Annotated in this window: 11 protein-coding genes and 1 tRNA gene; 8 read left to right on the forward strand and 4 right to left on the reverse strand. The window is 62.6% G+C overall.

What is annotated here, in order from left to right; genetic code table 11:
- Nucleotides 1–40: 40 nt before the first annotated feature.
- Nucleotides 41–538, reverse strand: coding sequence for a prolyl-tRNA synthetase associated domain-containing protein (locus MESS2_RS06295; protein WP_008873307.1), 498 nt, complete (start codon nucleotides 536–538; stop codon nucleotides 41–43).
- Nucleotides 539–815: 277 nt separating this feature from the next.
- On the opposite strand from MESS2_RS06295, the gene MESS2_RS06305 reads away from it, so the two are divergent.
- Both MESS2_RS06305 and MESS2_RS06310 read left to right on the forward strand, forming a co-directional pair.
- A tRNA-Gly gene (locus MESS2_RS06305) sits at nucleotides 816–890 on the forward strand.
- Between the two features lie 519 nt (nucleotides 891–1,409).
- Complete coding sequence (locus tag MESS2_RS06310; protein WP_008873311.1) at nucleotides 1,410–2,225, forward strand: hypothetical protein; 816 nt, start codon at nucleotides 1,410–1,412, stop codon at nucleotides 2,223–2,225.
- Between the two features lie 21 nt (nucleotides 2,226–2,246).
- On the opposite strand, the gene MESS2_RS06315 is transcribed toward MESS2_RS06310, so the two are convergent.
- Complete coding sequence (locus MESS2_RS06315) at nucleotides 2,247–3,113, reverse strand: helix-turn-helix domain-containing protein (RefSeq protein ID WP_008873312.1); 867 nt, start codon at nucleotides 3,111–3,113, stop codon at nucleotides 2,247–2,249.
- A 106-nt stretch (nucleotides 3,114–3,219) separates the two neighbouring features.
- Between MESS2_RS06315 and MESS2_RS06320 the strand changes: the two genes are divergently transcribed.
- The 5 genes from MESS2_RS06320 (at nucleotide 3,220) to MESS2_RS06340 (ending at nucleotide 9,624) form a co-directional block, all read left to right on the forward strand.
- Nucleotides 3,220–4,491 carry an ABC transporter substrate-binding protein gene (locus tag MESS2_RS06320; protein WP_008873314.1) on the forward strand — a complete coding sequence of 424 codons (1,272 nt, stop codon included), beginning with the start codon at nucleotides 3,220–3,222 and terminating at the stop codon, nucleotides 4,489–4,491.
- A gap of 254 nt (nucleotides 4,492–4,745) precedes the next feature.
- Complete coding sequence (locus tag MESS2_RS06325; RefSeq protein ID WP_008873315.1) at nucleotides 4,746–5,606, forward strand: carbohydrate ABC transporter permease; 861 nt, start codon at nucleotides 4,746–4,748, stop codon at nucleotides 5,604–5,606.
- Nucleotides 5,603–6,439: a carbohydrate ABC transporter permease gene (locus tag MESS2_RS06330; protein ID WP_008873316.1), complete on the forward strand. Its 837-nt coding sequence runs from the start codon at nucleotides 5,603–5,605 to the stop codon at nucleotides 6,437–6,439. The genes MESS2_RS06325 and MESS2_RS06330 overlap by 4 nt, the downstream gene beginning before the upstream one ends.
- A gap of 8 nt (nucleotides 6,440–6,447) precedes the next feature.
- Nucleotides 6,448–7,533 carry an ABC transporter ATP-binding protein gene (locus MESS2_RS06335; protein WP_008873317.1) on the forward strand — a complete coding sequence of 362 codons (1,086 nt, stop codon included), beginning with the start codon at nucleotides 6,448–6,450 and terminating at the stop codon, nucleotides 7,531–7,533.
- A 45-nt stretch (nucleotides 7,534–7,578) separates the two neighbouring features.
- Nucleotides 7,579–9,624: an aldo/keto reductase gene (locus tag MESS2_RS06340; protein WP_008873318.1), complete on the forward strand. Its 2,046-nt coding sequence runs from the start codon at nucleotides 7,579–7,581 to the stop codon at nucleotides 9,622–9,624.
- A 131-nt stretch (nucleotides 9,625–9,755) separates the two neighbouring features.
- Here MESS2_RS06340 and MESS2_RS06345 read toward each other — a convergent pair whose 3' ends face one another.
- Both MESS2_RS06345 and MESS2_RS06350 read right to left on the reverse strand, forming a co-directional pair.
- Entirely contained in the window at nucleotides 9,756–9,962 is a 207-nt protein-coding gene (locus MESS2_RS06345) for a DUF1737 domain-containing protein (RefSeq protein ID WP_008873319.1), read from the reverse strand.
- A 36-nt stretch (nucleotides 9,963–9,998) separates the two neighbouring features.
- Entirely contained in the window at nucleotides 9,999–10,877 is an 879-nt protein-coding gene (locus tag MESS2_RS06350; protein ID WP_008873320.1) for an HpcH/HpaI aldolase/citrate lyase family protein, read from the reverse strand.
- Between the two features lie 570 nt (nucleotides 10,878–11,447).
- On the opposite strand from MESS2_RS06350, the gene MESS2_RS06355 reads away from it, so the two are divergent.
- Entirely contained in the window at nucleotides 11,448–12,974 is a 1,527-nt protein-coding gene (locus tag MESS2_RS06355; protein WP_008873322.1) for a DUF4153 domain-containing protein, read from the forward strand.
- Nucleotides 12,975–12,976 lie beyond the last annotated feature (2 nt).

Below are 12,976 nucleotides of genomic sequence, written 5' to 3' on the forward strand. Positions count from 1 at the left end.
TTTTTCAGCCATCCCGGCTTTTCCGCCATCCATGTGGCGCTTATGCCGAGACTTTCAAGATAGCAGCATCATGCCCGGTTGCCTCGACGAATCTGACGAGGTCGGCGGCGGCAATCGACGTCGTTGCCTCATTGGTCAGCGGATGGGCGTTGATCATCGCATGGCCCATCAACGCCTGGTCGAGAACCACTTTGACCCTTTGCCCGGTATCGTTGATCAGACCGAAAACTGTGACCGCGCCCGGAACGACACCGAGCAGCTCCATCAGCATCTCCGGTCTGCCGAAGGAGACGCGGCCGGCGGCGCCGATCACCTGATGGATCTGCTTCAGGTCGACCACCGCCTCCTCGCCGACGCTGACCAGGAAGAAATTGTCCTTCTTGTCCTTGAGGAACAGGTTCTTGGTGTGGCCGCCGGCGATTTCCCCGCGCAACGCTTGCGAATCGGCGACGGTGAACAGCGGCGGATGGCGCCGCGTGGAGACGTCAATCCCGAGATCGGCGAGAAAGGCGAAAAGCTCTGCTTCGGTTTTCGGCATCAGGCATCCTGTCGACGCGGTTCCGGTCACGCCGTTTACGGCCAATGGCGCCGTCGAGACAAGACCGTTGCGCCGGGAGACGATGATACTGTCAATGCATGTCGCGCAAAAGTGTGTAGCGGTTTTGCGATAACGACATGCATACAAGAACACCGTCACCGCTGCGAAGGCCCTGTTTGCGTCGCCGGGCGTAGCCGAAAAAGCCTGCGATTTCCCTGTTGCAATCGCCGCGCTCTTCAGCCATATAGGCGCGGCTTGCGGCCCAAAAGCCGCGCGAGCGGGTGTAGCTCAGGGGTAGAGCACAACCTTGCCAAGGTTGGGGTCGAGCGTTCGAATCGCTTCACCCGCTCCAGTTTCCTCCCAGGGAATCAAGCAGTTGCGAACAGGCCGGATCCCCTTCCGGCCTTTTTCGTTTCTGCCGGGCAATGCGTTGCCAGATCGAAATTCCAGCCCGGCGGAGGGCTCCTTCATCCGTTCGGCCGATGTCCCTGGCCAGGGAAAATCCGACATTAGAACCGATCCTTAGGGATCATTGGACTGTCCTGCCCCTATAGACTGTCCAGGGAGCACCGCCGGCTCCGGCCGGCGGTGCTTTTAGCACGTCGCCCCACAGCGGTTTTAGGACAGCGACAGGCACGAAAACAATGACTTGACGCGCCAGTCGGGGTCCGTCCGACATATTGTCCATCCGGTGCGGCAGGCCGCCTCAGTGCGGAAAATCGCTTTTAAATGCGGCACAGATTATTAATCGTTGTTCACCAACAATATCTGTCGGGGTTGTTGTATTCTGGAGTTGATTTTTTTGGCCGTCCTTGGCGCTCTCCCTCCCGATCTTCGCTGTCGACCAATTTGCGAAGCTGACTGGGAAGGAGTGGTCGACTGCCTGTGCAGGGGCTTTCCCGAGCGGAACCGCAGTTATTGGACACAGGCGCTGATCCGTTTGTCGCAGCGGCCTGCCGTGGACGAATTCCAGCGATACGGCTTTGCTTTGGAGAAGGCTGATCGGATCGTCGGCGTCGTCCTGACCCTTTATACCCGTTATCAAGGGCAGGAAGGCGACGAGATCCGCTGCAACCTTTCAAGCTGGTCCGTCGATGCGGAGTTCCGTCCCTATGGCGCCATGTTGGTTGCGACGGTTCTCAAGCGAAGGGATGTGACCTACACGAACATCTCGCCGGCGCCCGCGACATTGAAGGCCAACCGGGCGCTCGGCTTTCGCCTCTTTTCCAATGGACAATTTGCCTTCTTGCCGGCTTTGAATTCGGTGCAGCGGTCACGTCGCGTGCTCGAAGTTCGTCCCGATCTTGCGGAAATGGCGATGCTGCCCGACAGCGAAAGATACATACTCCTGGAACACGCCGCGCTGGGCTGCCTGTCATTGATTTGCATTTGCGACGGAGCAGCGTTTCCCCTGGTGTTGATGCCGCGCCGAATATTGCGTGGTCTTGTCCCATGCTATCAGATCATCTATTGCCGCTCTCTCGCGGATCTGAGCCGGTGCGCCGGTGCCATGGGGCGCTTTCTCTTGCGGAGCGGAATCCTGCTTTGCCTCGTCGACGCCAAGGAGCCGATTGCAGGTCTGGTCGGGTGGTACCGACCCAACAAGGGGCTGAAATACTTCAAGGGCCCCAAGCCACCCTCGCTTGGCGATCTGACGTTCACCGAACTTGTGGTATTCGGTCCCTGAACGAAGGCGCAGCGTCGTGAACTACCTGACGCCGGCCTTGCGAAAATCCGACGGCGACATACCGGCGAGCTTGCGGAATGATTTGTTGAAGGCGCTGAGCGAGCCGAAGCCGCTCTCCATGGCCACGCGCAGCACATTGGCGTCCTGGTGCATCAAAAGCGCCTGCGCGTAGCTCAGCCGCAACAGGTTGACATATTCGTTGAGCGTCATCCCCGTCGATTTCTTGAACAGGCTCATGGCGTATTTGGGGTGGATGTCGGCGGCGGCGGCGATGGTCACGCAATCGATGTCATAGAGAAAATTCTCGGCGATGAAGTCGCACATGCGCCCGACATTGCGCGACGATTGCTGATCGAACGGGCTGCCCGTTTCCTGCCCGGCCGGCGTTTGCGGCACCAGCCGGTAGGGCTCGAACCGCACCCGCTCCAGCCGCAGCAGAAGCTCGTTCACGGCGTGCTCGGTCCTGGCCGGATCGCCCGAGCGGACATAGCGGTTCCAGCGCTCGAAACTGTCATTGTCGGACCGGTCGGTGGCCGATGTCACCAGTGTTGCACCCGTCATCAGCCGGTGCCTGATGTCAGCGGGCAGATGCAGCCGGAAGAAGTGCACCAGCGGCAGATGCGCGCCGGCATAGATGGCATCGTCGCTTAGATCGTCCATCTGGTGCGGCAGGCCGCCCCAGAACAGGCACATCTCGCCGGCCGAGAGCGATATCTCGTGATCGTTCATGCGGTAGTGGACGGTGCCGCGTACGATGAAGTTCACTTCGACCTGGGCATGCCAATGCGGCTTGAGCATCACCAGCGGATGGTTGTGGAACATCTGCAGGGCCAGCGGCAGGCCTTCCACGCTGCTGGCGCCAGGCTGATAAAACGGCCGTTCCGGCATCTTACTTTCCGCCAATTTCTTATTCCCTTTGACGGGGACAAGCCTTCCGCGCTGCTTAGTCTAGCCATGCTCACAGTGAGAGAGCAAATGAAATGGGAGGATTTCAATGCGCACCACACTGACCTGCGCCGCGCTCGTGCTTGCCCTGGGCTCCGGCCCGGCTCTTGCGCAGTCCGGCGAAATCACGATCTGGAGCTGGAACATCGCCGCTTCGTCGCTGAAGGCCACCGTAGAAGGCTTCAACAAGCAATTCCCCGACATCAAGGTCACGGTCCAGGATCTCGGCAACCAGCCGACCTATGACAAGTCGATCGCCGGCTGCGCCGCCGGCGGCGTCGGGCTGCCCGACATCGTCTCGATCGAGAACGGCGAGGCCGAGAACTACTGGAGCCAGTTCCCCGACTGCTTCGTCGACCTGCGCACGCTCGGCTACAGCGCCGAGGACCAGAAAAAATTCCCCGATTTCAAGCGCACCGAGCTTGAAGTCGGCGACAAGGCCTATGCCATGCCATGGGATTCCGGTCCGGTCGCGGCCTTCTACCGCCGCGATTTCTATGAGAAGGCCGGCGTCGATCCCGCCTCGATCAAGACCTGGGACGATTTCATCGCCGCCGGCAAGAAGATCCAGGCCGCCAATCCGGGCGTGACCATGACCAACGCCGATTTCAACGGCGACACCGAATTCTTCCGCATGATCTCCAACGAGCAGGGCTGCGCCTATTTCGCCGCCGACGGCCAGTCGATCACGGTCAATCAGCCCAAATGCGTCGATACGCTGGCCAAGATCAAGGAGATGAAGGACGCCGGCATCATCACCTCGGCCGACTGGAGCACCAAGATCACCAACAACACCGCCGGCACGGTCGCCACCCAGGTCTATGGCGGCTGGTATGAGGGCACCATCCGCACCGAATCGGCCGGCGAAAACGGCAAATGGGGCGTTTATCCTATGCCGAGCCTGACCGCCGACGGCCCACGCGCCGCCAATCTCGGCGGCTCCTCGCTCGCCATCACCGCGGCGTCGAAGAACAAGGAAGCCGCCTACGCCTATCTGAAATACACGCTGGAGACCAATGAAGGCCAGATCGCCATGCTGAAGGGTTTCGGCCTGGTGCCCTCGCTGATCTCCGCGCTCGACGACCCCTATGTCTCCGAAGGCCTGCCCTACTGGGGCGGCCAGGCGGTGTGGAAGGACATTCTCGCCACCCTGCCCAAGGTGGCGCCGAGCCGCGGCACGCCGTTCCAGAGCGATGCCGAGATCATCATGCGCGCGGTGCAGACCAAATATCTCGGCGGCGGCTATCCCGACGCCAAGGCGGCGCTCGACGACGCCGCCAGCCAGATCGCCTCGGCGACCGGCCTGCCGGTCAAGGAGTGAGCTGGCGAGCTGGATAACGTTGGCGCTGCCCCTCACCTGCCTGCCGGCATCCTCTCCCCGTATAGTGACGGGGAGAGGGGTGCTGTCATCAACGGTTTCGCCAATCAGCAATGATGCAGGACAGGTACCGAGGTTGCGGCCAGCTTCTTTCTCCCCGTTTACGGGGAGAAATGCCCGGTAGGGCAACGAGGGGCGGCGCCGGTCTCGACAATTGATCCCCCAGCGGGCGCGATACAGAACGGAAGGAGGTAACAATGCGCACTCAAAATGCCACGGCCTACCGCTTCCTCGCGCCCTATCTCCTGATCTTCTCGGTCTTCTGGGTATGGCCGATCATCAGTTCCTTCCTGATCTCCTTCCAGGCGACGCGCACCGTGCCGTGGCGATTCGCGCCCACCTTCAACTGGGGCCGCCTGATCGGCGACCCCGCCTTCTTCAACGCGCTGAAAAACACGCTGCTCATCCTCGTCATCCAGGTGCCGGTGATGATTTCGCTGGCGATCGTCATGGCGGTGCTGTTGAACTCGCCACTGCTGAAAGCGCGCGGCCTCTACCGCTTTGCCTTCTTCGCCCCGGTCGTGGTCGGCGAGGTCGCCTATTCGGCGGTGTTCAGGCTGATGTTCAACCTCGATTTCGGCATCGTCAACAAACTCTTGAACAGCGTCGGCGTGCCCAAGATCGACTGGTTTTCCAACGTCACGCCGGCGATGGCCGTCATCATGATCGCGGTAACCTGGCGCTGGGCCGGCTACAACGCCATCATCCTGCTGGCCGGCCTGCAATCGATCCCCGATGATGTCTACGAGGCGGCGACGCTCGACCGCGTCAGCAAGGTGAAGCAGTTCTTCTACATCACCTTGCCGCTCTTGAAGCCGGTCATCGTCTTCTGCGCCGTGCTGTCGATCATCGGCACCATGCAGCTCTTCACCGAGCCGTTCCTGATCACCGAACGCGGCGGCCCCGGCGGCGGCACCGAAACGCTCGGCTTGCTGCTTTACCGCCAGGGTTTCCGGTCGCTCAATTTCGGCTACGCCTCGGCCATCGCCTACACAATGGCCGGGCTGGCGATCGCCATCACGCTGGTGCAGCTGTGGCTGACGAGGGACCCGAAATGAGTTCGCTGTCCCAGGCCCGGCTCGCGCGCAGCATCGCGCTGCATCTGTTCCTGACGCCGCTGGCGCTGCTCTGGCTGTTTCCGCTGTGGATGATGGTGGTGTTTTCGACCATGCCCGACAATGGCATCTTCAGCCCCGGCATCCAGCTTCTGCCGCATGACGGTTTCCTCGACAATTTCAACAATCTGCAGCGCGGCACCAATTTCGTCGGCGCCATCAGCATCTCGGTGTCGGTGGCGGTGACCTACACCTTCCTCTCCGTGCTGCTCACCTCGATGGCCGGCTGGGCGCTGGCGCGCTACCAGTTCTTCGGCAAGGGCATGGTCGTCGCCATCATTCTCGGCACCATCACGCTGCCCTATGCGGTGGTGCTGATCCCGCAATTCATCATGGTGGCGCGCGACTTCCAGCTCGCCAACACCTGGGTGGCGCTGATCGTGCCGCCGCTGTTCAATTCGCTGGGCGTGCTGTTCATGCGGCAGGCCTTCTCGATGATGCCGCATGAGCTGTTCGATGCCGCCCGCGTCGAAGGCGTCAAGGAATGGCGCATCTTCCTCTTCGTCGCGCTGCCGCTGGCGCGGCCGATGCTCGCCGCGCTCGCCATCATCCTGTTCCTGGCTTCCTGGAACAACTATCTCTGGCCGCTGCTGATCAACAGCCAGCCCGGCGCGATGACGGCGCCCGTGGCGCTCGGCACGCTGATCGGCCTGACCAAAGTGTCGTGGGGCGGCATCATGGCAGGCGCCGTCATGCTGACGGTGCCGATGCTGGTCGTCTTCGTGCTCCTGCAACGTCATTTCATCGCCGGCATCGCCGCCGGCGCGGTCAAGTAAGGGTCGGCATGGCAGGCGTCACACTCAACAATGTCGTCAAGCGCTTCGGCGTCTACGAGATCGTCCATGGCGCCAGCATCGACATCAAGGACGGCGAATTCGTCGTCTTCGTCGGCCCCTCCGGCTGCGGGAAATCGACGCTCCTGCGCATGATCGCCGGACTGGAGGACATCAGCGGCGGCGAGATAGCCATCGGCGGCAAGGTGGTGAACGATGTCGAGCCGGCCGATCGCGGCATCGCCATGGTGTTCCAGTCCTACGCGCTCTATCCGCACATGACGGTCGAGCAGAATCTGAGCTTCGGTCTCAGGATGAACGGCAACCCGAAGGCCGACACCGACCGGCGCGTCAGCCGAGCCGCCGAGATCCTGTGCATCGCCGAACTGATGCAGCGGCGCCCGAAGCAATTGTCGGGCGGCCAGCGCCAGCGCGTCGCCATCGGCCGCGCCATCGTGCGCGAACCGCAAGTGTTCCTGTTCGACGAGCCGCTGAGCAATCTCGACGCCGAACTCAGGGTGCAGATGCGGGTCGAGATCTCGCGCCTGCACAAGGAATTGGGAACGACGATGATCTACGTCACCCACGACCAGACCGAGGCGATGACGCTGGCCGACCGGATCGTCGTGCTCAAGGCCGGTTACATCGAGCAGATCGGCGCGCCGCTCGATCTCTACGACGACCCCGCCAACCGCTTCGTCGCCGGTTTCGTCGGCTCGCCGAAGATGAATTTCATGGCAGCAAAAGTGATCGGTATCGAGAACGGCGCGGCGACCATCGAACTCGTCAACCATCACGGCGCCCGGCTGTGCAAGCCGCTTGCGCAAGCTCCACCCAAAGTCGGCAGCGATGTCGTTCTCGGCGTACGGCCGGAGCACTTTTTCGACGCCGGCCAGGGCGACTGCGACATATCGGTCAAGGCCGATGTCGCCGAGCACCTGGGATCGGTGAGCTACGTCTACGCCGACGCTGGAGACGAGGAATTGATCATCGAGCGCGAGGCCTCGCGGCAGCGGGCGAGCGGCGACCATTTGGTGGTGTCGATCAAGGCCGGCAAGTCGCTGCTCTTCGACACGTCAGGCGCACGCATTCGCTAAGCGCCAATTTTACCCGATCGCGCCAGCGATCTCAGGAGATTTGACATGAGTTCCAGACTGGAAAAAATTCGCTGGGGCATTCTCGGGCCCGGCAGCATCGCCAAATCCTTTGCCGGCGGCGTGGCGCAGTCGCGCACCGGCACGCTGGTGGCGCTCGGCGCCCGCAACCCCGGCAAAGCAGGCCTCGCGGAGACTTTCCCCGGCACGCGCATTCTCGACGCCTACGAAGCCTTGCTCGCGGACCCGGATGTCGACGCCGTCTACATTTCGATACCGCATCCCGGCCATGCCGAATGGGCGATCAAGGCGGCCGAAGCCGGCAAACATGTGCTTTGCGAAAAGCCGCTTGCGTTGACCGCCTTCGAAGCCGACGCGATGGTCCATGCGGCGCGCAAGGCCGGCACGTTTCTCGGTGAAGCCTTCATGTACCGGCTGCATCCGCAGACGCTGAAGCTGGTCGATCTGGTCCAGTCGGGCGCGATCGGCGAGATCAGGATGATCAAGTCGAGCTTCGGCTTCGCCATGCCGGGCTTCATGCCGGAACACCGGCTCTATGCCAACGATCTCGCCGGCGGCGGCATCCTCGATGTCGGCGGTTATCCCGTCTCGATGGTGCGGCTGATTGCCGGGGTAGCAGCGGGAATGCCTTTCGCCGAGCCGGACAAGGTGGTGGGCACCGCCCATCTCGGCCAGTCCGGCGTCGACGAATGGGCCTCGGCGCTGCTGCATTTCCCCGGCGGCATCGTCGCCGAGGTCTCCTGCAGCATCTCGCTCGATCAGGACAATATGCTGCGCATCCTCGGCACCAAGGGCAGCATCGAAGTGCCGGACTTCTGGTTCGCCGGGGGGAACCGCGAAATTGGCCTGGGCAAGATCGACCTGATCCGGCCCGACGGCACGCGCGAAACCATCAGCGTCAACGAAACGCGTCACCTCTATTCCTTCGAGGTCGATGGCGCCGGCGAAGCGATCCTTGCTGGGCAGCAGGAGTTCGCCTGGCCGGGCATGGGCTGGGCCGACAGTCTCGGCACTCTGCGCGTGCTCGACAGATGGCGCGCTGCTGTCGGCCTCGAATATGAAATCGAAAAGCCGGCAAAACGCCTCAATACGATTTCCGGCCGGCGGTTGCGCACCGACGGCGCCTCCATCCCGAAACGCCAGATTCCGGGCCTGCGGCGACCGGCTTCCTGTCTGGCGCTCGGCTTCGAGGATTTCAGAACTTTCTCCTCGGGCTCGATCCTGCTCGACGCATTTTTCGAGGCCGGCGGCAATCTGTTCGACACCGGCTACGTCTACGGCGCCGGCTATACCGAGACGCTGCTTGGCGAGTGGCTGAGGAATCGCGGCGTGCGCGAGCAATCGGTGGTAATCGCCAAGGGCGCGCATTCGCCGCTCTGCTATCCCGATGTCATCGGCAAGCAACTCGCCCAGTCGCTCGACCGGCTGCAGACCGACCATGTCGACATCTATTTCATGCACCGCGACAATCCGGATGTACCGGTCGGCGAATTCGTCGACGCCATGGACCGGGAAGCCAAGGCCGGCCGCATCCGCGGTCCGTTCGGCGGCTCCAACTGGACGATGGAACGCATGGACGAGGCGATTGCCTATGCCGAGCGCACCGGCAAGCAGAAGCCCGGCGCGCTGTCCAACAATTTCTCGCTGGCCGAAATGCTGGAGCCGATCTGGGCCGGCTGCGTCACCGCCTCCGGCGACGATTGGAAGGCGTGGCTGAGCGCCCGGCAAATGCCGAATTTCGCCTGGTCGAGCCAGGGCCGAGGCTTCTTCACCGAGCGCGCCGGGCGCGACCGGCTGGACAATGAGGAACTGGTGCGGGTCTGGTATTCGGAGAAGAATTTCGGCCGCCGCGACCGGGCGATCGAGCTCGCCGACAGGCTGGGCAAGGCGCCGATCCATGTCGCGCTCGCCTATGTCCTGGCGCAGCCCTTTCCATCTGTTCCGCTGATCGGCCCGCGCACGCTCAGTGAACTGGACGACAGCCTGCAAGCGCTCGACATCGCGCTGTCGCCGGATGATCTGGCCTGGCTGGACAGCGGTTCGGACCGGCCGCGCGCGCGGGGTAGGGGGTGACACCAGAAGGTTGGCGAAGACATTGGTGACAGCCGATCTCCCCCTGCGGAACCTTGCGGGGGAGATGTCCGGCAGGACAGAAGGGGCGCTGTCCCGCCGGCCTTTCGAAGGGATGTGCTTAGTATGGCCGCCTACCAGTCGCTGAGCTTGGTGTCCGGTCCGTATTCCTGGCCCTCGACATCCTTCACCACGGCCTGGCCGCAGCGCATGGACTCGGTCTTCTTGTCATAGGCATAGGTCGGCGAGCCGAACAGGTGCCAGCCCTTGTTCAGCGCCGCCGTCACCTTGTGGCAGAAGCTGTTGTCGTCCGGAGCGGACAAAAAGCGGTAGAGTTTCATTCTTCGACCCTGTCGTGGTTGCCATCGCCCGCTAGCCTATGATGCCCCGATGGCGGCGGCCTTTGCCAGCAGTTTTTCGGCCTGCGCCAGATGCAGCCGCTCGACCATTTTTCCATTCAGCGCAATCACGCCCTTCCCAGCATTCTCAGTCAGCGCGAAGGCGTCCTTCACCGCGCGCGCCTCGATTAATGCTTCGACGGACGGCGCAAAGGCGCGGTTGGCCGCCTCGATCTGGGCCGGATGGATCAGCGACTTGCCGTCGAAGCCCATGGCGGCCGCTTCCGTGCATTCGCGCGCAAAGGCATCAAGGTCGCGAAAATCGTTGGACACGCCGTCGAGCATATCGAGGCCGCCGGCGCGCGCGGCCAGCACCATCTGCATCAGCCACGCCACGAGATAGCGCCGGTCCGGCGTGGCCAGAATGCCGGTGTCCTTCACCAGATCATTCGTTCCGGCGACGAAACAATTAAGCCGCGAGGCCGGATCGAGGCCGAGTTCGGCGATGGCGCCGATGTTGAGCAGCGCCTTGGGCGTCTCGATCATCGCCCAGAGTTTCACCTCGTCCGGGGCAAAATTGTCGTCGAGCACATCGCCGGCCTCCAGGATGTCGCGCGGCTTGTCGACCTTGGGCAGAAGGATGCCGTCCGGCTCGCATTTCGCCGCGGCCAGCAAATCGTCGGCGCCCCATTCACTGGGCAGCGCATTGACGCGCACGACCATCTCGCAACGCCCAGGACGGTCGGCGAAAATGCCCGCCAGTTTTTCACGCGCGGCGATCTTGTCGGCCGGAGCAACGGCATCCTCGAGATCGATGATGACGGCATCGCAGGCCAGCGACGGCAGCTTGGCCAGCGCCTTGTCGTTCGAGGCCGGGATGTAGAGCACCGAGCGGCGCGGGCGATAGGTTTGCGTCATGTCCGATCTATGCCGCCTGAGGCGGGCTGAGGCAAGCACGCAGGTTCCTGTATGGATTGGCGAAAGCCGTAGCGACATCCGATCTCCCGCTTGCAGGCAGGGCGACCGCATTTGGATTCTTGCGAAGAGGAACCCCACCCTAACCCTCCCCACAAGGGGGATGGAACGCTGCCGCGCGCCCTTACTTCCTATTTAGCGCTGAAAGACAGGCAATTGCCCGAGGTCAGCGCCAACGGAAGTCTCCCTCCCCCTTGTGGGTTAGGGGTGGGGTACATCGTAGAGCGAAAGCCTAGATCGGCAGCTTCGCCGACAGTGCCTACTCTTGCCTGCACAAAAACTGCACTTCCTTGCAGAAAATCTCCTCCGGTCCGCCCCGCCGCGTCCTTGCCGGCGCGCGAAAGAGGCAAGCATGCAAGATCAAGAAAATCCCCGCTGGCAGCTGCCGTATCGGCTCCGAAACGAAGGCTGGTGGCTTATCGATCCACCTGGGACGCGCCTCGCCACCCTTCTCCCTTTCCTCCCAACGCTCGCGCCCAGATATCCCGGCCGGGCGATCACGAAAGTCCGGTCATGACATCGTATCTCGCGCCGAGCTATTGCAGCCGTTTCGGCGTCGCCGTCGTGCTTGCCGCACTGGCGGATTTCCTCTTCTACGGCCAGCCCGCCGGCATCAACTTCTTCCTGTTCGCCATCCTGATCGCCGGTGCGGTCGTGGCTGTCCATCCTTCCGCTCTCAGCGACATCAGGGTCTGGTTGAAGCCAGCCGCCCTGCTGGCCGCGCTGCTGCCGCTCATCGAAAATGTCAGCGTCCTGTCCGTTTCGATCGGGCTTGCGGCTCTGGCCGTCTTTGCGCTTTCGCTAACCCAGCGGCTGCGGCGCAACCTTGCCCGCATTGCCGGTCAGCTTCTGGCCTTCGCGCTCGCAGCACCCTTTCGGTTCGCCCATGACTTCTTGCGCTGGCGCAAAGCGACGCGGTGGCTTGGCCAGCGCCGCATCCGCTTCGCGGCAATCGCCGTGTGGATCATGCCGCTGGTGCTCGGCGTGGTGTTCGTCGCGCTGTTCGGCGCCGCCAATCCGGTCATCGAATACTGGTTTTCGCTGATCGACCGCTTCGCACTGCTCAAGCTCATCCAGTTGCCCCGGCTGTTCTTCTGGCTGGTCGTTCTCGCCGGCGTCTGGGCCTTCCTGCGGCCGCGCCTGCCCCGCTTTGTCCGGCGCATTCCGCGTCTGATGCCGGCCGCCAATGTGCGGCCGTCGGCAAAAGCCGTCACCACGATCGAGGACATCGTCTTCGGCAAGGCCGCGATTTTGCGCGCGCTCATCATCTTCAACATCCTGTTTGCGGTGCAGACCGCGCTCGACGCCACCTATCTCTGGGGCGGCATCGCGTTGCCCGATGGCCTGACTTATGCCGCCTATGCGCATCGCGGTGCCTATCCGCTTGTCATCACGGCATTGCTTGCCGCCGGCTTCGTGCTGGCGGCGCTGAGGCCTGGCAGCGAGACATCAGGCGATCCGCTGATCCGGTATCTGGTCTATGCCTGGGTGGCGCAGAACATCGCGCTGGTCGTCTCGTCGATCCTGCGGCTCGACCTCTATATCGGCATCTATGCGCTGACCTACTGGCGCGTCGCCGCCTTCGTCTGGATGGGGCTGGTGGCGGCGGGCCTTGCCCTCATCATTGCCCGCATCGCGCTGGAAAAACCCAATGAATGGCTGCTTTCCGCCAATCTTCTGACGCTTTCAGCGACGCTCTATGGCTGCTGCTTCATCAACTTCGCCGCGCTGATCGCCAGCTACAATGTCGACCATTCCCTCGAAATGACCGGCTCCGGCACGCCGCTCGACACGCAGTATCTGCGCTCGCTCGGCGCCGTCGCCATGCCGGCCCTCGACCGCTACTACATCCATAAAAACGGAATCCTGACCACCTATCTGGCCGACCAGGTGATGATCGACGACTATATCGCCGAACAGAAGAAGTGGCGCGCCTGGAGCTTTCGTGGCTGGCGGCTCGCGCAGGTTCTCGACAAGAGAGGCCCGCTCGTGCTTCCTCCACCTGCGCAACCCTCGCAACCTTCAGTGCCGGACCGCTGATC

It is taken from the genome of Mesorhizobium metallidurans STM 2683, assembly GCF_000350085.1.
GTDB lineage: Bacteria > Pseudomonadota > Alphaproteobacteria > Rhizobiales > Rhizobiaceae > Mesorhizobium > Mesorhizobium metallidurans.

What these genes read in the sequence shown, in the direction of transcription:
- MESS2_RS06295 (WP_008873307.1), bottom strand. Translation starts at nt 538, where the DNA reads ATGCCGAAAACCGAAGCAGAGCTTTTCGCCTTTCTCGCCGATCTCGGG.
- MESS2_RS06315 (WP_008873312.1), bottom strand. Translation starts at nt 3,113, where the DNA reads ATGCCGGAACGGCCGTTTTATCAGCCTGGCGCCAGCAGCGTGGAAGGC.
- MESS2_RS06320 (WP_008873314.1), top strand. Translation starts at nt 3,220, where the DNA reads ATGCGCACCACACTGACCTGCGCCGCGCTCGTGCTTGCCCTGGGCTCC.
- MESS2_RS06325 (WP_008873315.1), top strand. Translation starts at nt 4,746, where the DNA reads ATGCGCACTCAAAATGCCACGGCCTACCGCTTCCTCGCGCCCTATCTC.
- MESS2_RS06330 (WP_008873316.1), top strand. Translation starts at nt 5,603, where the DNA reads ATGAGTTCGCTGTCCCAGGCCCGGCTCGCGCGCAGCATCGCGCTGCAT.
- MESS2_RS06335 (WP_008873317.1), top strand. Translation starts at nt 6,448, where the DNA reads ATGGCAGGCGTCACACTCAACAATGTCGTCAAGCGCTTCGGCGTCTAC.
- MESS2_RS06340 (WP_008873318.1), top strand. Translation starts at nt 7,579, where the DNA reads ATGAGTTCCAGACTGGAAAAAATTCGCTGGGGCATTCTCGGGCCCGGC.
- MESS2_RS06345 (WP_008873319.1), bottom strand. Translation starts at nt 9,962, where the DNA reads ATGAAACTCTACCGCTTTTTGTCCGCTCCGGACGACAACAGCTTCTGC.
- MESS2_RS06350 (WP_008873320.1), bottom strand. Translation starts at nt 10,877, where the DNA reads ATGACGCAAACCTATCGCCCGCGCCGCTCGGTGCTCTACATCCCGGCC.
- MESS2_RS06355 (WP_008873322.1), top strand. Translation starts at nt 11,448, where the DNA reads ATGACATCGTATCTCGCGCCGAGCTATTGCAGCCGTTTCGGCGTCGCC.